The organism is Humiphilus diazotrophicus, assembly GCF_059726315.1.
Map to the genome: position 1 here is coordinate 5559192 of NZ_AP040870.1, position 20801 is coordinate 5579992.

At 49.4% G+C, this 20801-nt stretch carries 11 protein-coding genes; 9 read left to right on the forward strand and 2 right to left on the reverse strand.

Translation table 11 applies throughout. From position 1 onward, the window contains the following. Positions 1 to 16: 16 nt before the first annotated feature. Positions 17 to 685 carry a type I-E CRISPR-associated protein Cas5/CasD gene (gene cas5e / locus AC6I7T_RS22915; RefSeq protein ID WP_497794638.1) on the forward strand — a complete coding sequence of 223 codons (669 nt, stop codon included), beginning with the start codon at positions 17 to 19 and terminating at the stop codon, positions 683 to 685. Further along, a complete protein-coding gene (cas6e, locus tag AC6I7T_RS22920; RefSeq protein ID WP_497790070.1) occupies positions 660 to 1358 on the forward strand; it encodes a type I-E CRISPR-associated protein Cas6/Cse3/CasE in 699 nt (232 codons plus the stop codon). The genes cas5e and cas6e overlap by 26 nt, the downstream gene beginning before the upstream one ends. 239 nt (positions 1359 to 1597) lie before the next feature. Here the strand turns inward: cas6e and AC6I7T_RS22925 are convergent, their stop codons facing one another. Next, entirely contained in the window at positions 1598 to 3904 is a 2307-nt protein-coding gene (locus AC6I7T_RS22925; protein ID WP_497790072.1) for a tetratricopeptide repeat protein, read from the reverse strand. A 326-nt stretch (positions 3905 to 4230) separates the two neighbouring features. Between AC6I7T_RS22925 and AC6I7T_RS22930 the strand changes: the two genes are divergently transcribed. The 4 genes from AC6I7T_RS22930 to AC6I7T_RS22945 all read left to right on the forward strand — a co-directional run bounded on the left by AC6I7T_RS22930 (position 4231) and on the right by AC6I7T_RS22945 (position 15446). After that, positions 4231 to 7986 (forward strand): carboxypeptidase-like regulatory domain-containing protein, encoded by a 3756-nt coding sequence (locus AC6I7T_RS22930; protein WP_497790073.1) that lies wholly within the window; start codon positions 4231 to 4233, stop codon positions 7984 to 7986. A 203-nt stretch (positions 7987 to 8189) separates the two neighbouring features. Then, positions 8190 to 10517, forward strand: coding sequence for a GH92 family glycosyl hydrolase (locus AC6I7T_RS22935; RefSeq protein WP_497790074.1), 2328 nt, complete (start codon positions 8190 to 8192; stop codon positions 10515 to 10517). A 158-nt stretch (positions 10518 to 10675) separates the two neighbouring features. After that, positions 10676 to 14083 (forward strand): beta-sandwich domain-containing protein, encoded by a 3408-nt coding sequence (locus tag AC6I7T_RS22940; RefSeq protein ID WP_497790076.1) that lies wholly within the window; start codon positions 10676 to 10678, stop codon positions 14081 to 14083. A gap of 376 nt (positions 14084 to 14459) precedes the next feature. Next, complete coding sequence (locus tag AC6I7T_RS22945) at positions 14460 to 15446, forward strand: substrate-binding domain-containing protein (RefSeq protein WP_497790077.1); 987 nt, start codon at positions 14460 to 14462, stop codon at positions 15444 to 15446. 160 nt (positions 15447 to 15606) lie between these two features. Here AC6I7T_RS22945 and AC6I7T_RS22950 read toward each other — a convergent pair whose 3' ends face one another. Further along, the gene (locus AC6I7T_RS22950) at positions 15607 to 17214 is read right to left on the reverse strand and encodes a DHA2 family efflux MFS transporter permease subunit (RefSeq protein WP_497790078.1); all 1608 of its coding nucleotides are present in this window, start codon (positions 17212 to 17214) and stop codon (positions 15607 to 15609) included. Positions 17215 to 17332: 118 nt separating this feature from the next. Here AC6I7T_RS22950 and AC6I7T_RS22955 point away from each other — a divergent pair, with 118 nt between their 5' ends. The 3 genes from AC6I7T_RS22955 to AC6I7T_RS22965 all read left to right on the forward strand — a co-directional run bounded on the left by AC6I7T_RS22955 (position 17333) and on the right by AC6I7T_RS22965 (position 20775). After that, positions 17333 to 17929, forward strand: a complete 597-nt coding sequence (locus AC6I7T_RS22955) for a TetR/AcrR family transcriptional regulator (protein WP_497790079.1) — start codon at positions 17333 to 17335, stop codon at positions 17927 to 17929. Between the two features lie 496 nt (positions 17930 to 18425). Beyond that, positions 18426 to 18785, forward strand: a complete 360-nt coding sequence (locus AC6I7T_RS22960) for an STAS domain-containing protein (RefSeq protein ID WP_497790081.1) — start codon at positions 18426 to 18428, stop codon at positions 18783 to 18785. Continuing rightward, on the forward strand, positions 18778 to 20775 hold the full coding sequence (locus AC6I7T_RS22965) for a chemotaxis protein CheA (RefSeq protein WP_497790083.1): 1998 nt from the start codon (positions 18778 to 18780) through the stop codon (positions 20773 to 20775). The genes AC6I7T_RS22960 and AC6I7T_RS22965 overlap by 8 nt, the downstream gene beginning before the upstream one ends. Positions 20776 to 20801 lie beyond the last annotated feature (26 nt).

The window sequence follows — 20801 nt, forward strand, 5'->3', positions numbered from 1 at the left end:
AATGTCGACATTGTTGATGAGACTGCAGGGTCCTCTACAGTCTTGGGGGACGATGAGCCGTTTCGATGAGCGTGACACTCAATTGGAGCCATCCAAATCAGGAGTTCTTGGCTTGGTTTGTGCTGCACTCGGACGCGATAGGGAAGAAGATATTCAGGACCTCGCTGAACTGCAGATGGGCGTTCGTGTTGACCGTGAGGGTATTTTGATGCGTGATTTCCAGACCGTAGGAGGAGATCGTGACTCATCGAAAAGGACCCTTTTTGAGGCCTCCGGAGTCGTAACCAATCGGACTATTGTAAGTCCAAGATTTTATCTTGCGGACGCGGTATTTCTGGTTGGATTGCAAGGAGAGACAGAGTTATTGCGACAGATTCATCTAGCTCTGGCTGCCCCGGTTTGGTCTTTGTGTCTGGGACGCAAGAGTTTTGTTCCCAGTTGTCCTATTTGTCTTCCTGACGGTCTGAAGATAGACCAGACAATAGCTGAGGTTTTTTCCCGTTACCCGAGATTGTGCGTTCCTCGTAAAGCGGATGAGGGAAAGGCCTTGCGCTTTCTTCTGGAAAATTCGTCAGATGGATTTGTACGTTTAGATCAACCGATTGCTCCATTCTCCAAGCGGCTATTTGGGCCGCGTTTTATAAGAACGGAAACCATCAATGTATCTAACGAAGTTATTGCTTGATCCAGGTTGTACACAGGTGCGCCGCGACTTGGGAGATTCGTACGAGTTGCACCGAACACTCGTTCGGGCATTTGTAAATGGTCCTGGTGATAAAGCTCCACGCTTCTTATGGCGTTTGGAACAATTTGAATATCTTCCCATGGAGCCGACAGTCTTGGTCCAGTCGGAAATAAAAGGGAATTGGTCTGTACTCGAAAGACTGCCTGGCTACCTGCTTCGCTCGACACAGACAAAATTGGTGAATCTAGATAGTTTTATTACTGCCGGTTACAGTTATCGCTTCAGGCTGATGGCTAATCCAACTGTTACGAGAGGAAGGAAGCGGTATGGACTGTCTCGAAGGAGCGATCTGGACGAATGGCTTCATCGCCAGGGAGAGCGACACGGCTTTGCGGTCCGGCAACATCTCGTCGTCTCTCGTAGATTATTTAGAAGCAGTCAAAAGATCACATCGACGATTTGTCTTTATCAGGTATGTTTTGAAGGGTTACTGCTGGTACGTGATAAGAATGAAATCCGCAATGCAGTTCTGGCCGGACTCGGACCGGGCAAAGCTTTCGGTTGCGGGTTGTTGAGTCTCGCTCCTTGTCTCGATACAGAGGAAGAATGCGAAACTGTGGCTTATAACCAATATTCCGGAGCTATCGCCGAGCCATGTGGTTCAGCGATGTAGATACTTGGAGATTATTGCTTGCTGAAGATGTATATTTTCCCCTCGACGAGGGGATGAACCGATTCATTCTGAAGGGAAACAGTAATTGGAAGATCTGTCCCCGCGGTGCGGGGATGAATTTCTTGAGTGCGAATAACTTGGTCTCTGAGGAGAATTCAGCGAAAGCTGATTCTTCTCAGGAGCCTTTCTCGTACAAAGATAGAGTTGTCAGTGATAGCGTGTACTAGGTTATTGCCGAATCATAGTTTGTGTTTCTGTTCTGCAATATGTGCTTCTGCTTCCGCAAGATGCAACTGCGCTTGTGGATAATTAGGGTTTGATTTTAGAATTCGTTGATACTCTGCAGCGGCTTCCTTAAAGAAACCCAATTGCAATTCGGCGTTCGCAAGACAATCTTCGTGGAAGTCGATTCCTGAGCTAGGTGGAAGGTGCTGCAAGGCAGCTCTGAATTCTTCAAGAGCTTTTTGAGGGCGGCCTTTTGCCATATCTATGTGACCCTGGTAGTAGAACTTAGTCCTCTGATCTCCGGGTGTTCCTCTCTCTTGAGTGGGAATGCCCTTAAACAGTACGCGTTCTAATTTGCTTTCCGTACTGCTATCAGATTGTTTCAAGGCTATCACTAAGGATGTCCAGACCGAATTGGGATTATTTTTCAATTCGTTTGCTGCTGCTTTCTTCGCGTCTGAGATTCGATTCATTGCGAGATAGACAGTAGCTAGATTTCCATAGCCCAGGGCGCGTGCCTTATTTGTGTCCGCAACTTTGATATAGAGATGGTATTGGTCGATGGCTTTCTCGAATTGTCCTGTTTGATAGTAGACGTCACCGAGGTGAATGATTGAAGGCTCAAATTGTGCATTAAGTGTTAAGGCCTGATTGTATTCGGATATAGCTCCGGGATAATTACCGGATTGCTGGTATCCCATTCCCAGACTGTCGTGTGCATTGGGCGCATCCGGCGCCAACTCGACATATCGATGGAAGGCGCTAATCGCTTCGGGATAACGGTGGAGGCTTAACAACACAAATCCGAGTGTATTGTAGAGGTTCTTGTCGTCAGGATTTAGTTCAAGCCCGCGGCGAAGAATTGCGAGCGCTTCCTCCGGTTGCTCTTCGGCTCTCAGTAAACGCGCCAGACTCCAATATGCTTCTGTCTCTTGTGGATAAAGATGACTAATTCTGTTCAGAATTTGTCCAGCCGTTTCATAGTCGGATTTGGAAATGGCATACCAGGCTCGAATTGAGAGGCTATCCTTTTCAGAGAGATGCTTGGAAAGCTGAAGTGCCTTTTCCAAATACGGCCTACCCTCTTCCGGGGAAAAGTCGGCCAGTGCATAGGTGTACCCGATCCGGGCATAGGCCATTGCAAACTCCGGGTCGAGTTTGGCTGCCTGTTTCAGAAGATCCAATGCCTGAGAGTTTTCGAACTGCTGTGCTTTCTCTACTCCGAGAGAATAGTACTGATAGGCCTCGACATTTTTGGTGGTTACTTCTGCAATGTTTGATTTGACTTCCGAATTCAGTGCCATCGCAGCTGTCAGGTGTTCAGCGAGGACATCAACCTGGTTGAGGATTCCGCTAGGGTTTGGAAATGTTCTATGATCGGCAAAGATGATTTGTCCGGTGCGAGCATCATGTAACTGAATGTCGATCCGAAACTGGCCATCGAGGGTACAGAAGCTTCCGGTGAGGAACTCCGCTGCATGAATGTCTTGAGCAATGCGCATCGCCTGAGCAAAAGACTTTTGCCCATCTGGCTTACCGCGGTCGGATACCAAAAGTGAGAGCTGCTGACGGCTCAGAACATGAAGATCCGGGGTTCTGGAAAGATCTGTGATCATCATGTCTGTCAGCCCTTGCCTCAGCCAATCAAATTCTTCTCTCTGCGAATCGTTGTCGAAATACATTACGATCAGGCTTCGTTCGGTGCCCGAAGGTAGAATTGGTTGCTTTGTTGCAACCGATTTTGGGGAAATGCCGATCAGCAGTCCCAATGTAATGATCAGAAAGCAGGCTACGACACAGAGGACATATGCTTTCTTGAAAGAGCTCAATCGTTGGAGAAGATGAGTGCTAGGCCAGTGCTGCCTTGTTTCTTCGTTTGGGAGGCTAGCCGAAGGTACCGGGGGGAAGCTCAGAATGTTTGGTTCTTGAGCCCCGACAATCGCGGGAAATGGAGTGTCAGATCTCTTGACAACGGCGGGCTCAGTGCCCGGGGGGAGAAGTTGGACCGGTGCCACGAAGCAGTAGCCGACCTTCGATACTGTCTTTATATATATAGGATGGCGGGAGTCATCGCCGAGGGCCTTACGTATCTCCGTGATGCACTGGGTTAGGCCATTTTCAGTAACCGCAGCATCATGCCAAATCCTGGTAGTCAACTCTTCCTTAGATACGACCTTCCCTGATTGTTCCAGAAGATAGAGTAATACCTGGAAGCTTTGGTATCGGAGAAGGTGCTCCTCCCCCATGCGCCTGACGCAGTTGCGAGTGACGTCGATTTCGATTTGGTCCGTACGATAAATGCAGCCAAGTGCAGTACTCATTCAGCCCTCCACAGAGCTCAGGTGAAGGTGAGGGAACTGGGCTTTGATCGTCAAAGCAGAGTTAGCAAGCAGCCAGCTTTATGTTTACCAACTATAAAACAGCAGCAAGCTCCGCTTCAATTCGAATTCCTGTACAAGACTTGGCATAAGAGCCTCCAGAAAATTGAAGAATTGGTCCATGTCATCGTGTTTATAGAAGATTTCAGAAATATTTCAGAACTTATCAGTACTTCATCTTTGCTCAATCCTAGACTCGCTCTTAATTCGACGGGACTTGGGGTTCAAAATCTCAGACCCTGCGAAGTCTATCCTTTGGAGAGCCAGTCATGCGTAATCAGTTCGCTTGGCGAATGCGGAGCAGCTTTTGCCTGCTCACCGTATTCTTTGTAACTCTCTGCTGTGGTGCGCAGGAGTTTCGGTCAGTCCTGACAGGTCAGGTTACAGATCCTTCAGGAGCGATTATCAAGAGTGCTACAGTGACTGCAGTAAATGTCGATTCGGGTACACAGTACACCACTCAGACTACTGATAAGGGTGTCTTCTATATTCCGTATGTTTTACCCGGAACCTATACTGTTACAGCAAATGCCACCGGATTTAAGACTTTCATTCAAGATAAGGTCCTTCTTCGCGCTTCCCAAACTTTCAATCAGAACTTCACACTTGAAGTAGGAGCTGTCTCGGAGCGTGTAGTAGTCAGTACAGCGCCACCGGCGCTCGAGGCCTCTACTGCTTCAAACAATACCGTTCTTGACCAGCGTGAATTACAGAGCGTTCCTGTGAGTGGTGGCCAATCGTACAACCTGATTGGGACTACTCCAGGCAGCCAGTTTACCCAGACAAGTTTCGGCACCTCCGGAGCTCATGGCACCACCGGTTACGACGTTTCAAACCAATACACTCTCGGCGGCGGCATCGTAGGGAACAATCAATTCACTCTGAACGGAAGCAACATTACCAGCCAGTTTGGTTATGACAATCACCAACCTGGTGAATGGACAGTCTCGCCCAACCTGGACAGCATCCAGGAAGTGAATGTGATGACCACTACATATGATGCCCGCTACGGTCGAACGAGTGGCGGTACTGTCAACGTTGTCACAAAAAGCGGCGGAGATCAATACCATGGCTCTGCCAGATACGCCTATGAGGATTCGTTCATGAATGCCAACACCTTTCAGAACAACCTCACAGGGACGCCTCGCCAAGGGGCGATTCAGCACCAGTTCTGGATTACGGCCGGCGGGCCGATTAAGAGAAACAAGCTCTTCTTTTTCTTTGGCTTTGAAGGCTACCGTCAATCGCTCGCGGGTGTGACGCTTGAAAATGTTCCGCCTGCCTATCTTCGTCCTGGATATAACGGAAATTCCGGGGTGAATTTCGGACTGGTCCAACAAATGGATCCGCAGGAGTTTCCGACTGGGCTCCCGGTTTATCAGCCAGGAACTGCTTACTGTCTTGATGGAGGTCCGGCCACTTCCTGTAACAGTAATCACGTTGCCCAACAGCCCCTCCCGAATAACACCATTACAGGGGCGCAGATCAACCCGGCTGCAGCAGCTGTTTTGAAATACATCCCGCTGCCTAACATTCCGGGTACGGGAAACCTTGCTAAGGGCAACAACTACATAGGCATCACTCCATCCCGCTATGACTATAACCAGCCAATGGTCCGTGTGGACTATAACCTTACTGATAAGACAAAGCTCTACAGCTATTTCCTCTGGTGGAAGGGGACAGAGAATCGGAGTCAGAATGGTTTGAGCGGTGTTGCTGCAAACGGCAACATTAATTATGCACACGAGAGCTGGGTCGCCACGCAGGATGTGACTCATGTATTTTCGTCTTCATTGGTTGGCGATTTCAAGATTTCTTTTAACCGCTTCTGGGAGAGCTCTCCCAACGGCGATCAGTCCCATCAGATCGACCCAAACACGATTGGACTTGGCATGCCGCTCCCTAACTATACCTCGGCCAAATACTTGCCGGAATTTCGCGTGACAGACAGTTGGGGGACTGGATTCCTGGCAAACAACCCTGCCGACAATCACCAGATTTTTGGCAATCAGCTCAACAACGATGTGACCAATAATTACACACTGGATGCCGATCTCACCAAAACATCTGGGGCTCATAGTCTTGAGTTCGGCGGTGAAATCGACGAGTTTCAGTATGGCGGGCGGCCATATTCCGGCGGGCATCCCAATGGGACTTTCACCTTTAATTCTGGATGGACTCAGTTCAATCCTCACAACCAGAATTGTTATCCGGTTGCGCCTACCTCCGGCAATTCCAACGGCTGTCAATCGAATAGTCCCAACGGGTCCGCTCTTGCTTCGTTCTATTTGGGGTATCCATCGAGCGGTTCCATTGACTGGTTCCCGTCGATCATGGAAGGCTATCCAGTCTATGCGGTTTATTTTCAGGACAATTGGCGTGCAACTCATCGCCTCACGCTCAATCTAGGTATCCGCTACGACGTTCAACGTGGATTACGTGAGCGCTACAACCACCTGAATCGTGGTATTTGTCTTACCTGCGTCAGTCCCTTAACGAACGATTCCACATATCAGGCAAACGTTGCCAGTGGAGCAAACTCTGCCGCCTGGGCTGCGGCTGGAATTAATGTCGCATCTCTGGCGACCGTCTATGGAGGACTTCAATTTGCTGGCACAGATGGTCAATCGCGCAATGCCTATGACACGGATTGGTCAAATGTAGGGCCCCGGATAGGATTTGCTTTTGCTGTAAATCCCAAGACCGTTATCCGTGGTGGCTATGGAGTCATGTATTCCTATGGTCTTGAAGGCGGATCGAGTATTGGTGAAACGCAGAGCACCAATTACACCTCTTCTACAGATGGGGGGAATACTCCAACCGGCTATTTTCAGTCAGGCGCTCCGTTCTCTACTGGTCTTCTGGTTCCCAGCGGCAACAGTAAAGGGCTGTTAACCAATGTTGGTAACGGAACGATTCAGGCTGATTTTCCTAATAGAAAGATTCCAATGGAACAGATTGTCTCATTGGGATTTCAGCGTGAGTTGCCTGGTGGGATGGTACTGGACGCGCGTTATGCCGGGAATTTCAGCAGCCGCTTGCGTGTAGGTCTATGGCTGAACGGTGTAGCAACTCTTGCCCAGCAAAGAGCCGCACAGACGAATCCGCAGATCTGGGACCAACAGGTGCCCAATCCCTATTATGGAGTTGCCGCCATGTCCGGACCGGGACAATGCGGAACCTCCAAAACCATAAAAGCAATTGCACTGCTTCAGCCTGGGTCACAATATTGCAGCCCCGGAGGAAACGGGCTCATCGGACAATACAATGCAGGGTTGGGTCGGAACTGGTATGACGCTCTTGAGGTAAAGCTCAATCGCAGAGTCACAAATTCTTCCGGTCGTGGGTTAAGCTACCAGCTGGCGTACACCTATTCGAAAACTATCAATGGCGATGGGTATCAGAATGGGTGGCCTTATCAGGATCCAGTTCAGATTCATTGGATCTCCGGTTCCGATCGTACTCATATTCTGTCGGTAACCAGTGTTTGGGATCTTCCCTTTGGGAAAGGAGGATATATTCTTTCTGCGCCATCGCGTCCACTGGCTGCTTTGATCAACAACTGGACTCTCAGTGGTGTCTTTAATACTCAGAGTGGAACCCCCGTCGGACTGAATACTGGCTATTGGTACACATGTTCCAACCAAAGTTTCCGTGCTCCTGGAGGAACTTCTGTTGGCAAGGGACGCTGGCTAAATAACGATTCAAGCTGCTGGGCGGGAATTCCCTCTTACGGACTGATGAATCTTCCGGATCATACAACTCAGGTTCGAACGCCGACAATTCCGAGTCTTGATCTTTCGGTTCAGAAGAATCTGGATATCTGGGAGAACTTCAAATTTCAGCTGCGCCTGGATGCATTCAACGCACTCAACTCCGTTCTCTTTGGCGGTCCGGATAACAATCCCGGCGATGGACCACCCACCTATAGTCCGACTTCGGGATGGAGTGGCTTTGGCACCGTTGGTCCAACACAACAGAACTTCCCGAGAACTCTCCAACTTTCGGGAAAAATCACCTTTTAGAGAAAGTTCAGCATTACTATACCTGGTTCAGTGTTAGCGAAGCGCCGCTTTCTTTGGCGGAGAGCGGCGTCAGCTTTCCTGGGTCCCAGAGTTGGCCGAGGCTGGTATTGCTCTAGCTCATCGCAGAGACTTTTGCTGTTACATAATGCGGAAGTCTCCGCCTCACTCGGTTTGTCTGTACAGAAAAGTAAGGAATTTTTGTCATGACTGTTTTGCGCCTGTTTTTGAAGTATCCGATGGCATTCCTCTTTGTCGGATGTATATGGCTTACAGGAGCTCTAGCTCAGCAGGAAGGAGATCAAACGAAATCTCCAGTCGAGTATGTGAACACTCTCGTGGGTACGGCTCCTCTGGACGATCAAAAGTTGATAGGGAATGCTCCTCCTCCAGGTGAGCAACTCTACTCCGGATTTACTTCTCCAGGGGCCAAGCTGCCCCAGAGCTCCACCGAGCTAGCTCCTATTAATGTCAATCTGGATGTTAGCTTTCCCGCGGGTGTCAGGGCGCCCTATTTCTATCCAAACCGAACAATGGTGGGCTTCTCTGGTGGTGTGCTGGATGGGCTTGCGCTCATGCCGATAGTCGGGAACTGGACTGCTCCTCCAGAACGAACGGCCTCTGTCTATGACAAGGCTACAGAGAAGGCATCACCCGGTTATTACAGTGTGTATCTCGAGGATTTCAAAACCAGGGCCGAGATGACTGCTACAACGTGGACTGGTCTGTTTCGTTTTACCTTTCCGGAGTCGGAGAAATCTAATGTTCTTCTCGATTTAGGTGATGCGGGTGGGGATATAGAAATCCTCGATGATCATACCGTACGAGGAAGAAGTGAGCAGAACAACGCTGTCTTTGTGGCTGAGTTCTCACGCTCCTTTACGTCCTTTGGGGCATTTCGGGAGATTCCCCCAAAGAAGCCCATAACTAACGACCCTCTGATTGGTTACAGCGATGTGAAACCTGAGCAGAGAAAGATTTCGGGCAACTACGCCGGAGCATATCTTCGTTTTTCGACAAAGCCTGGGGAACAGATCCTTGTAAAGGTAGCTTCCGGGCTTGACTACACGATGGCCGAGCGGCGGCTCGAAGCAGAGAATCCAGGATGGAACTTTGAGGGCATCAAGACTAAAGCGCAGGAAGCGTGGTCAAAGAAACTAAACCTTATAGAGGTAAAAGGTGGAACAGAGAAAGAGAAGATGCTCTTTTACTCCTGCCTCTATCATTCCTTTGCCAGTCCGCGCCTGATTGCACGAAAAGGAGAGTCGTTTGTCGGCCGTGATGGAAAGACCAGGATTGCCGAATATGATCGCTATGGAGAAGTACCTTTCTGGGACACAGGTCGCAATCAAATCGTATTGCTTACGCTTCTTGAGCCTGATGAAAAAATCGACATTCTACGTTCGCAATTCGATATGGCTCGTGAATCTGGATACATGGGAACTTCCTTTCACGGAGACAATGCTGTCTTTATGTATCTGGGAGATTGGGAACGCGGCTTAAATTTCGATTGGGCTGGTGTTTACGAATATCTAAGGAAGAATGCAACAGATAGCCGTGGTCCTCGTGGGTATCTCGAAGAGTACATGCGGCAGGGATGGATCTCGGACATCATTCCAAATCATAATCCCAGTCCTCCGTATGCGGGTGGCAAAGCCGGAGCCGCTACAACACTAGAGTATAGCTGGGATGATTATGCTCTCGCGTTCTACGCCAAAAAGCTTGGCAGAGAAGACGACTACAAATTATTCCTGCAACGCGCACATAACTACCAGAACGTTTTCGATTCTTCAATTGGTTTTATCCGTGGAAAGACAGAGGATGGGAAATGGATATCTCCCTTTGATCCTAAGGAACCGTATTACAACTTTATGATGAAAGAAGCGTCGGGCTGGTCAACACTATGGCTTGTTCCTCATGACGTCCAAGGTTTAATCAATCTGCTTGGTGGCCGGGAAAAGTTCACCGAAAAGCTAGATCAATTTTTTAGCACTCCGTATTCGGCGAAAGGAATCTGCCGGGATTGCACTGGAGTTATTGGCCAATATGTACAAGGGAATCAACCTGACCAACAGGCTGCCTACTACTATGATTGGGCGGGACAGCCATGGAAGACGCAGGAGCTATCTCGGAAGATTCTAAAACTAATGTATGGTAGCGATCATGCCGGGCTTGCATTCCCTGGAATGGATGATCAGGGCTCGACATCCTCCTGGTACGTCATGAGTGCTATGGGGTTCTACACCGTAGATCCTTCCAGCCCGGATTACATTTTGGGAAGCCCTCTCTTCGATCAAGCAACAATCCATTTGAAAGGCGGGAAGGATTTCACAATCGTCGCGCACAACAACTCGGACAAGAACCTTTACATCCAGTCTGCAACGCTGAATGGAAAACCGTGGAATAAACCTTGGTTTAGCCATTCAGATATTAAAGATGGTGGAAAGCTGGTATTGAATATGGGACCGTCGCCGAACAAGAGCTGGGGAAGTGCTCCGGATGCAGCGCCTAAGTCAATGTCGGCACCTCAATAACCATACAAAGTCAGTAGCACTCCCTTTTAGGTCGACTCGCCCTCGAAATATGAGTGCTAGGCGGGAGGGTCGATCTATGTCCTGGTGGACTGCAGTCGAGTACAGCAATCACCGTTCATTTTGTAGATGAGCGGCAAATCACGATGGAGGCACTTATCATGTGCTGGTCTCTAGATAGAGTCATGAGGAAGATGTTTCTTGTTTTCTCGGTCTGGATTGTGGCGATGTTTTCGTTGCTGACCACATTGCAGGCGCAACGGCGGTCCCTCTCTTCACGCGTATTGGCTCCTGATAATATCCAGGCTCAAGGAGAACTTCCTGCCCAACAACAGCTGAAGCTGTCTTTTTCTCTTCCTCTCCGCAATACACAAGAGTTGCAGACATTCTTAAAACAACTAAGCGATCCGAAGAGTCCTAACTTTCACAAGTTTTTGAGTGTGCAGCAATTTACTGAACGTTTCGGTCCCACAACAGAAGATTACGAAAAAGTGATTGCCTTCGCCAAGGCGAATGGTTTTACCATCACGCGCACCTACCAAAACCGTATGCTGGTAAACGTTAGCGGGCCGGTTAGCAACATCGACAAGACATTTCAGATCAGGATGCAAGCCTATCAACATCCTAAGGAGAAACGTAAGTTCTTTGCGCCGGATGTTACTCCCACAGTGGATGCTCAACTCCCAATCCTGAGTGTACAAGGCCTTTCTGATTACAACCGCCCACATCCCATGTTGAAGCAATCTGCTACTACGGATATTCATAGCAATACCACTGGCTCAGGGCAGAGCGGACTTTTTCTTGGCAGTGATATGCGGGCGGCTTATGCTCCGAACGTTACTCTGGATGGAAGCGGCCAGACTGTGGGACTCATCGAACTTGGTCCGTATAATCTCAGCGACGTTCAGAGATACTTTGAAAGCATTGCGCAGCCTCTCAACGTGCCGATATATAACGTGTTGCTCAATGTCGATGGTGTCTGTGCGGGCACGCCTGCAACCGGAGGCTGCGACGATGGAGAAGAGGTCATCGATATTCAGCAGGCCATATCGATGGCTCCCCGTCTTTCGGGGTTGATTGTCTATGAGGCGTATGGTTCCGGAAGTGATGCCTTAACCGCATTTACACAAGCGGCCAGTGATAATGTAGCCAAACAGTTGAGTCTTTCGTTTGGGTGGGGAGGGACACCCGGATCGGAACCCGGATACGAGCAGATCTTTATGGAACTTGCAGCTCAAGGCCAGAATGTTTTTGTGGCTTCTGGCGATTCCGGTGCGAATGTTGGCGATATTGGGTATCCGGGGAACAGCCCCAATATCGTTACTGTCGGAGGAACCGACCTTACAACGAATGGCCCGGGAGGCACATGGCAAGCGGAGACAACGTGGATAGGTAGTACGGGAGGATGGAATACCGCGTCCTCAATTCCCGATTATCAAAAGTCTGCCATCAACAATACGAATCAAGGATCTACAACCTTCCGCAATATTCCCGATGTTGCGATGGAAGCGAACACTGACAACTATTTCTGCGCCAACGGACAGTGTTCGGGCGCAATTGGAGGTACAAGTCTGGCTGCCCCACGGTGGGCCGGCTTTTTAGCGTTGGCAAATGAACAGGCGAATGGCTTGCCGATCTCTTTCCTTAATCCAATCGTCTATGCATTAGGCCAACAGTCTAGCTACACGACGCTCTTTCACGACATCACTGAAGGCAATAACTTCAACAACTCAAGTCCAAATCTTTTTTCTGCTGCTGCTGGGTATGACCTCACGACAGGCTGGGGGTCCCCTACCGGACAGGCATTATTGGATGTTCTCGCTCCAGTTCAAACGAGTGCTCCGAACTTCACGATCACGTCATCTCCTGCCAGCCTGATGTTGAACCCGGGTAGCGGAGGAACCAGTATGATCACAGTTTCGGGGATCAATGGTTTTGTCGGGACGATTGATCTTGCGGTTTCAATGATCGGCAATCCCGCGGGAGTGACGGCGAAGTTGAGCCAGAATTCGGTTTCTGGTTCAGGATCTGTTTCACTCGATGTTTCGACGACTGAAGCGGCTGTGGGTGGAAATTTCCTGATCGGTATCACCGGTGTCAGCGGCGGTATTTCCCATACCACCTATGTGAACGTCGGACTGCCATTCTTTACTATCTCAACATCGCCTTCTAATATTTACCTCAATGAAAATGGAACCGCTACGGCGACGATTACTGTTGCACCTCAAAATGGCTTTACAGATAAAGTTCGTTTGAACCTCTTGGAAAGTTTGCCCGCAGGGATTAAGGCTGCGTTCCATGTGACTGATTCCTTTGGTTCTGCTACCTTGACACTTTGGGCAAGCAAGACTGCTGCAACCGGAGTGAATATTCCGCTTACCGTGAAGGGGAGCACTGCTACTTATAGTGCCTCAGCTCCGACTTCCGTGCTTGCAGTCAGTGCGGCTCTCCGTGGTTGCGGAAGAGGTGTGCCGGTTAATCTTTCTTCCGCTTTCAATGTGAATGCTATCTATTCCGATGGTACGACCTTCACCAGCAAAGGCTTGGATGGTTCAGGATATGCGTATTCCTCCAACCTGCTGAGCGATACGCGCTCATTACGCGAGGTTCGATTTGATTTCGGACCGGCAAACGATCTCGACGGTGTCTACGGGACTGGTCAAACAATTGCATTACCTGCAGGCCGCTTTACCTCGCTTCAGTTGCTGGGTACAGGAATTCAGGGCAAGCAGGCAGCTCAACCTTTTATCGTGACCTATACGGATGGAACAAGCTCGCAATTTACACAAAGCTTTAGCGACTGGTTCTCGCCTTTCAGCAATCCCAATGAAATGGAAGCTGTTGCTATGGCGTATCGGAATAAAGCTGGAGGGACGAAAGACAACCGGCAGTTTAATCTTTATGGGTATACGCTTGTGCTGGATTCTCGAAAGATCGTCAAGAGTATCACGTTGCCGAATAACCGGAATGTCGTGATACTTGCAGCAACATTAACTGAACAAAATTTGGGTGAACCAGTCGATCTCGATTCCGTATTCAACGCTATCGGAATCTATACAGATGGAACAACCTTTCCCTCTGATGGCGGTCTGGATGCAGGCGGAGCTGCTTATTCTGCAAATCTTCTTGGAGATGTGTCTGGAGCAACAGAGATCGTGGTTAATGGAGTGCGCTTTGCTGTAGGGCAAGCGAACCTGAAAGATGCTATTTACGGTGACGGTGGGAGCATTCCTCTCACTGGTGGTTATTACTCTGGAATCCAGCTCCTTGCAACCGGAGTTCAAGGCAACCAGTCAAATCAAAAAATTACTATTACCTATGCTGATGGGACAACTACGATATTGACACAGAGTTTCAGCGACTGGTTTACACCGCAAAGCTTCTCGGGAGAATCGGATGCACTAAAGCCGGCATATCGTGATCTATTTGATGGAACGCAAGATCGCAATGCCTTCCATCTTTATCACTACACGCTTCCGCTCAATATCAGAAAGAAGGTCAGGAGTCTCACCTTACCAGACAATCGTAATGTTGTGGTGCTCGCCGTAACACTTACAAGAGATCGCTAGAGCATCTACAGCTCGAAGGAGGATCTCCGAAAGGGGGCCATCTCATCGAGGGATGGCCCCCTTTTCATATGTTTTCCGGATGGGAAGGCATGGGGAGAATAGCCCTCGACATTACGTAGCATCGCCGGATGGTGAAGAAGATAAATCTAAAGCCATCTTTAGCTCACGGCTACTATGGGATCTAGATTGGTGGGATCGAAATGGATGGGGGAGATCTAACCTTCGCAGGATCAAAACAAAATAGCTCTGGAAGAGGCGAGTCCATATGACCAGGGGGTACAATTTCGCCCGACGCACTGCTGCCTGCCGGGAAGTGGGGTGGGCGGCGCAATGTGGAGCTGTGCGTCCATCTCTCCCTTGGGCTTTGGAGGCTAATATGTTGATTAAGCGGATCTTTTTCTGGCTTCTACTGCCGGCGATGCTGGTTATCGTAACTGGATGTCAGTATCACTCAAAATCTGAGAAGTACTATTTGATATCCAACAACACAGGGCTTGCCTATTGGAAGACGGCTATTGCCGGATTCAACAAAGCTGCGGCTCAATATAATGTAACGGCGATCATCTCCGGGCCTGCGAGCTATAGTCCTCAAGGTGAGTTGCAGGCGTTACAGCAAGCCATTGCTGCTAAACCCGCCGGCATCCTGATCTCCGTTTCCGATTCCGAACTTCTTCAGCCTGAGATTGACAAAGCAATTGATGCTGGCATTCCCGTCATCACGATGGATTCTGACGCTCCATATAGTCACCGGCTCTTTTTCATAGGAACTAATAATCTCCAAGCAGGGAAATTGGGTGGACAGCGTGCGGTCGAGAAACTCGGCGGAAAAGGGAACGTCGTATTCTTTTCCATTCCAGGCCAGCCCAATCTTGATGAAAGATTGAAAGGCTATAAAGAGGCTTTTGCCAGTCATCCCGAGATTAAGGTTATGGATGTGTTCAATATGAAAGGGGAGGCCGTTAAGGCCTCAGATATGGCGAAGCAGTATGTAGCGTTGACAGGAGCGGCGAGAGTTGATGCCTTTATATGTCTCGAAGCTTCATCCGCGAAAGACGTTGGCGCAGTATTGAGAAGTCAAAATGTCCGTGATCGTCTTCTGATTGCCATGGATGTGGATCCAGATACTTTGAATCTCATCAAAGATGGCATCGTTGAGGCTACCGTCTCGCAGAAGCCATACACGATGGCCTATTACGGGCTGACGGCCCTCGACGAGATATATCACCATCCACCAAAGAGTCTACGCAGCGGATACTCCGTCGATTCATTCTCTCCCTATCCGGTGTTTGTAGATACCGGTACTGCTCTTGTAGACAAGATTAACGTGGATCTTTATTTGCACTCAGCAGAAGAAGCTCAGTAGCCGTTTACCGCAGCAACGCGGAGCATATTGGACCATACAGCGAACTGGATTTGCGATATTGAGATGCGTCAGCAAATAAGTGCTACTCTTGTGCCCCGATGTAGGCGAATAATCTTTCTCGCCTAGAAATAGTGAATTAACGCTCTTCTGGCGTCCGTAATCAATGTCCCCCGCTAACCCCTCCTCCGATTTTGAAATTTCGGGTTAGAAGAACCAACGGAGCGGCTATGAGCGTTGCTATTCCGAGTACATGGAAGCAGTCCATGAATGCCAACATCCTCGTTTGAGAGACCAGCAGGCTGTAGCAACGGGCATACGCGGCATTGAGGGCGTCTATATGGCTTAGGCCATGGGCTTCGAAATAGCCTGTTAGTTGCTGAACCGTCTGTTGCAAGGGCAGCGACGAAAATGGCAGATTCGCACCTACGGTTGACTGGTGAAAGTTCTGGCGACGTTCTGACATTGTGGTGATAAAGGCGATTCCAAAGCTTCCTCCCCAGTTACGGAAAAAGTTTGTAATGGAGGAAGCACGGTTGTTTTGATCTGGGCGCAACTGCGAATAGGTAATGATGGAAACAGGAACGAAATAGAATGCGTAGCCTAAGCCTTGCAGTGCCCTAGCCCAGGCATAGTGAGCATAGTCGGTATCGAGATTCATGTGGCTATAGTGCAGGAATGAAATGCCGACGATGGTGACGGCCATCGATAGCAGAATTCTCGGATGAACGATGCCGCGTTGTACCAATTGGGCGCCCACCGGAGCGAGCAGCGTGATTACAAAGGCTCCCGGTCCCAGGACCAGACCCGCATCGACTGCTCGGTATCCATAAAGAGATTGAAGCAGCTGGGGAATCATGGTGGTCGAACCGAATAGACCAAAACCGAAAAGGAAATAAAAGAAGCATGCAATCGCAAAGTTCCGTGTCTTAAGCAGATGAAGATCAATGATAGGATCGCTCTGCTTTAGTTCCCAGAAGACAGCCGATAAAAGGCACAACACCGCTAAGGTGAACATCCAGCAGATAAATGTTGATTCGAACCAGTCGTCGATCTGCCCTCTGTCGAGAAAGATTTCGAGCGCGGCAGATCCAATACCGATCAGGGCAATACCGGCTGTATCAATACGAAGCTTGCCTGCTATGCGCGCGGAACGGCGCTCTTCTTCGAAGGCCGGAGGATCATGTACGAACCTGCCGGTAAGAAAGAGGGACAGCAGTCCAATAGGAATGTTGATTAGGAAAACCCACCGCCAGTTGTAGCTATCGGTGATCCATCCTCCAATTACGGGACCGATAGCCGGCGCGGTCACGATAGCTACCGTATAAAGCGCGAATGCTGAAGCGCGCTTATGTGGCGGAAAGGTATCGACTAGGATTGCTTGTTCAACGGGAGCTAGACCTCCTCCTCCAATCCCTTGCAGGACTCTTGCTATCAAAATGAATGTCAAAGATGGAGCGATTCCGCAAAGGAAGGATGTAAGAGTGAAGAGTCCAACACAAGCCATGTAGTATTTCTTGCGTCCAAAAGCCCGAGATAGCCAGGCAGACAGAGGAAGGACAACAGCATTGGCGACGAGATAGGTAGTGAGAATCCAGGTGACCTCATCATAAGATCGGCCAAGTCCTCCGGCAATATAGGGCAGAGAGACATTGGCGATTGAGGTGTCGAGCAATTCCATAAAGGTTGCCAGCGTGACAGTCAGCGCGATTACCCAGGGGTTTACGTCTCTCTGTTCAGCCTTTGCGGCTGGCAATATTGCGGTGGCCACTGATTATGGATTCCTTTCTTGCGATGAATGAGACCGACTGGTCTCATTCTCATCAGATTCAAACTCGAAAGAGACCGATTCGTCTTTTTTTGCAGTATTCTGTTTTTGAGGGATGGCTATGAGCAAAGGGGAAGAGACTCGTCAGCGGATTATTTCTCAATCGGCGCCGATCTTTAATCGGAAGGGTTTTGAGGGAGCCTCCATGCAAGAGGTGATGGAAGCCACAGGCCTTGAGAAGGGCGGAATCTATCGTCATTTCTCCAGTAAAGAGGATCTGGCCGCGGAAGTGTTTCGCTACTCGCTTATGCAGGCGAGGAAGACCAGAACGGATGGACTCACTGGCATACCGGGGTCTCTGGAGAAGTTGCGCTTTTTAATTCAAAGGTTTATCGAAACTCCCTCTCCAATAGAGGGCGGTTGCCCCTTGATGAACACGGCGGTTGATACCGATGACGGCAATCCGATGCTTCGGAAGTTGGCCCGGCAAGCGTTTGCAGATTGGAAGCAGAGACTTTCAGCCATCATCGAGGAGGGAATCCAGGCGAAGGAGATTCGCCGAGATGTGACTCCTCGGCAAGTTGCAAATACCATCATCTCCGCTTTGGAGGGGGCCCTGGTCCTAAGCCGTATTGAGGGAAGTAAGGATCCATTGCAGGACGTCAGGTCGTTCCTCGATATCTTGCTGGCAGCGATCTCCACGCAAAAGAAAGCTTAGCGGTTCGGCTAACCGGATCTTGATAGGAGAGATCCATTGAAGATAGCCACGTTGCCGGAGAGACGAGGACGAGTGTTTCTCCGATTGTTCCGAAGCGGCCGAACAGTGTAACCGTCCTTTCTTGTGGGTAGTAACTCTGCCAATCCTGATGCCTGGCTGACTGTACTAGCGAGGCCGCATATCGTGATCTTGATGCTTGCGACTGTGATGCCGGTCACCCAGTGTCTTATCCTTGTAACTCCCTATCATGTACTAACTTGACATTTGTAGGACTGTAACATCATTGGGGCGCTAACACTTTAGAGCTATGACGGCATTCTTCTTTAGAGTCGATATTGTGTCTAGACGTGCTATGAGAGCTCTTTCACGCCGATAGCCACCAATTGAATCTAGAATTTCTTGCCTTTCTGAAAGGACAGAAGACTGAAATAGTTTCAAGAGACGGCTGTAAGTTACACGTTGATATTTGTGCGCTTGATACAGGGTGGGGGCGGATATGCCAGTGATTGCAGCAGGAATTGAACCTGGAGACATTGTCCGACTGGAAGGTGATTTCGGAATAGATTCTGCAGAGGAATTGAAATCCGTACTCTCGGTAGCATTGGCGTCGGGAAACGCTCTGCATCTAGACCTGTCCAATGTTTCCAGTCTGGATGTCACTGCCATTCAATTACTTGGCGCTGCTGCGGAAGAAGCGAAGCGAAATGGAACTGTAATTTCCTATGATGGCGTACCCGGAGACCTTGCATGTGTCGTTCGGCAGGCTGGATTTGAAACCTTTTTATCCCGATGGCTTCGGGGTACCACACTTGAGGGTTCCGAAAGCGTTCCTCAGAGCGTGAAAGAGAATGGATAAGTTTCAACAGTCGTTTCTAGAAGAGGCCCGTGAACTGTTGACCGAGTTGGAGTCTGCGCTCCTCGACCTCGATCAGAGTAATAATGATGCAGAACTTGTTGGAAGAGCTTTCCGCGCCCTGCATACCATTAAAGGTTCGGGATCCATGTTCGGATTCCAACAGATAGCTACCTTTACTCACGAACTCGAGAATGCTTTTGACCTAGTGAGAAATGGCAAGCTTTCTGCTTCTACTGATCTCATTAGTCTTTCTCTTGCAGCGGGCGATCAGCTTCGAGCCATGCTGGATGAGGTTGCTGGAAGCGGATGTGCAGATTCTGCCATTTCTACAGGAATCCTCCGCGATTTGCGCGCGCTGACCGGAATAACAGAAAGTCATCCGGTCTCCCAAATGCCAGAGAGTCAAGGACGAATAGAATCTCTCAACAATTCAGCACGGGAATGGCACATTCACTTTCAGCCCAAGGCGGACCTTCTGCGCAATGGTGCGAATCCACTACTACTCTTTCGCGAATTGAGAGAGATGGGAATTCTTTCTGTTCAGGCAGATACTTCCGGAGTACCTGCTTTCGCAGATCTAGATCCCGAATGCTGCTACGTTACTTGGAACCTTGCCCTTACAACTTCTGCTGAGGAAATGGCAATAAGGGATGTTTTCCTTTTCGTTGAGGATAGTTGCGAACTTAGCTTCGAAATGGTTTCACAATTACCTCAGTGTTCAGCAACTTCAATTCCCCCAATGCAGCCTGAGAGGCGATCGAGTGAAGACCGCCGCAGCGCAGATAAGAATGAACAAGCATCAAGCATCCGTGTTCCAGCCGGCAAATTGGATCAGTTAGTCGATCTTGTCGGCCAACTGGTAACAGTACAAGCTCGTTTAACGCAAATCGCGGCGCGTTATGACGATCACGACATGCAGACTGTAGCAGAGGAAATAGAGTGTCTCACCGCTGGGCTCCGTGAGAACTCGATGAGTATGCGGACCCTTCCCCTGCGCCCGACCTTTGAACGGTTCAAGCGGCTGGTCTATGACCTGGGCCGAAATTTGAAGAAAGAAGTGGAATTCACCTTCGAGGGTGGAGAAACCGATCTGGATAAAACAGTTATCGATCAGTTGGGCGATCCTCTCATGCATTTAATACGAAACAGCATGGATCATGGAATAGAGGAGCCTGAGGTGCGACGCGCCTCAGGAAAGAAGCCAGTTGCCAGTGTTCACTTGGCTGCACGACACGCTGGAGCCCAGGTTCTTATCAGTGTTTCCGATGACGGCGGAGGAATCGATCGAGAGGCAGTACGAGTCCGAGGTATTGAAAAGGGACTGATTTCTGCCGAGGCGAAATTGAGCGATTCCGAAATATTTTCCCTGATCATGGCGCCCGGTTTCTCTACCGCACGGGAGATTACCGATGTATCTGGCCGTGGAGTCGGCATGGATGTTGTTAGGCGGAATATAGAAGCATTGCGGGGAAGCATCGATATTTCCAGCCAGCAAGGGGTGGGAACTACAATCACTCTCCGTTTACCTCTTACCTTGGCAATTATCGATGGCCTGTTGGTTCGTGTTGGTCACGCTCATTTTGTGATGCCCCTGGCGAATACCCTGGAATGCGTCGAACTTACACGACAGGATATTGAGGATGCTGGCGGTAAGCACTTGGCGCATATCCGTGGCGAGATCGTTCCTTACATACGTCTGAGCGAGTATCTGGAAATGCAAGTGGAGCGGCAGGAGCGTGAACAAATAATGGTTGCCGAAACAGAGCAGGGAAGGTTTGGTTTTGTCGTCGATGAGGTTCTCGGACACCATCAGACAGTCATTAAGAACTTGGGACGACTTTATCGGAATATCCAATTTGTTTCAGGGGCCACCATCCTTGGAGATGGAACTCTGGCTCTCATTCTGGATCTGCACCGTCTCGTACAGGATGCAATCCGTGAAGCTTCTGTGAAGCAGACCACAGGCGCATGCACAAAGGAATTTGATTAAGAACGGCTAGACAAGGAATTTAGATT

Coding starts and splice junctions, on each gene's coding strand:
- AC6I7T_RS22960 (WP_497790081.1), top strand. CDS start 18,426: ATGCCAGTGATTGCAGCAGGAATTGAACCTGGAGACATTGTCCGACTG.
- AC6I7T_RS22965 (WP_497790083.1), top strand. CDS start 18,778: ATGGATAAGTTTCAACAGTCGTTTCTAGAAGAGGCCCGTGAACTGTTG.
- AC6I7T_RS22945 (WP_497790077.1), top strand. CDS start 14,460: ATGTTGATTAAGCGGATCTTTTTCTGGCTTCTACTGCCGGCGATGCTG.
- cas6e (WP_497790070.1), top strand. CDS start 660: ATGTATCTAACGAAGTTATTGCTTGATCCAGGTTGTACACAGGTGCGC.
- AC6I7T_RS22935 (WP_497790074.1), top strand. CDS start 8,190: ATGACTGTTTTGCGCCTGTTTTTGAAGTATCCGATGGCATTCCTCTTT.
- AC6I7T_RS22940 (WP_497790076.1), top strand. CDS start 10,676: ATGTGCTGGTCTCTAGATAGAGTCATGAGGAAGATGTTTCTTGTTTTC.
- AC6I7T_RS22925 (WP_497790072.1), bottom strand. CDS start 3,904: ATGAGTACTGCACTTGGCTGCATTTATCGTACGGACCAAATCGAAATC.
- AC6I7T_RS22930 (WP_497790073.1), top strand. CDS start 4,231: ATGCGTAATCAGTTCGCTTGGCGAATGCGGAGCAGCTTTTGCCTGCTC.
- AC6I7T_RS22955 (WP_497790079.1), top strand. CDS start 17,333: ATGAGCAAAGGGGAAGAGACTCGTCAGCGGATTATTTCTCAATCGGCG.
- cas5e (WP_497794638.1), top strand. CDS start 17: ATGAGACTGCAGGGTCCTCTACAGTCTTGGGGGACGATGAGCCGTTTC.